Origin of the sequence: Paraburkholderia sp. NMBU_R16, from assembly GCF_013282575.1 — a bacterium.
In the GTDB taxonomy this organism is placed as follows: domain Bacteria; phylum Pseudomonadota; class Gammaproteobacteria; order Burkholderiales; family Burkholderiaceae; genus Trinickia.
This window is the reverse complement of the sequence record NZ_JAAAYE010000259.1, coordinates 1-619: the sequence shown is the minus strand read 5'-3', so window position 1 is coordinate 619 and position 619 is coordinate 1. Positions and strand designations below refer to the sequence as shown.

The following is a 619-nucleotide window of genomic DNA, read 5'->3' as shown; positions in this document are numbered from 1 at the left end:
GCGTCGATCGCGCTCGGCGATTTCGTGTTCAGCCAGCGCCATCAGCAGGCGTGCCGCCGGCCAGCCTTCCGTATCGGAACGTTCGGCAAAGCTGGGCCAGATCTGCTTGATGGCGGGCAGCCGCAAATCGTTGAGCAGCAGCGACAAGCGGGTGGCGTCGAAATCGTGAGTCATGCTGCCACCTCCGTTTCCATCCCAAGCAGGGCTTCGTAGTCGCTCAGCTGCGCGAGCTGGATGTTCACCTCCGGCATGCTGCTCGTGGGCTTCGCTTCGAAACGTGCACACAGTGCGTCCAGGTCGGGTAACTGTCCATCGTCCAGACACTGCTGCAACGCCTGGGCCAGTTGCGCTTCGCAGTTGTGCTCGTGGGCCAGGCTGAGCAGTTCAACCATGGTCCTGCATGCTTGGCGCTCCGGGAGCCGCTCGAGCAGGCGATCGAAGGTCAGGCGATAGGCCTCGCGCGGAAAGATCTGATCGCGATAGACCAGATTGAGCGTAAGCGCCTCACGACGACCGTCGTAGACGACGGCGAGAACCGACATCAAAGTGGTGCCCATCATTTTCGATTTGATGGACATCACTGTGACAGAGCCAGAAGCCAGGCCGGGTAGCCGCAAGG

General features: G+C 61.4%; 1 pseudogene. It reads right to left on the bottom strand.

The annotated features are described in order from the left end of the window. Positions 1-170: 170 nt before the first annotated feature. Positions 171-619, bottom strand: a pseudogene (locus GWC77_RS28155) (IS21 family transposase); the annotation flags it as partial.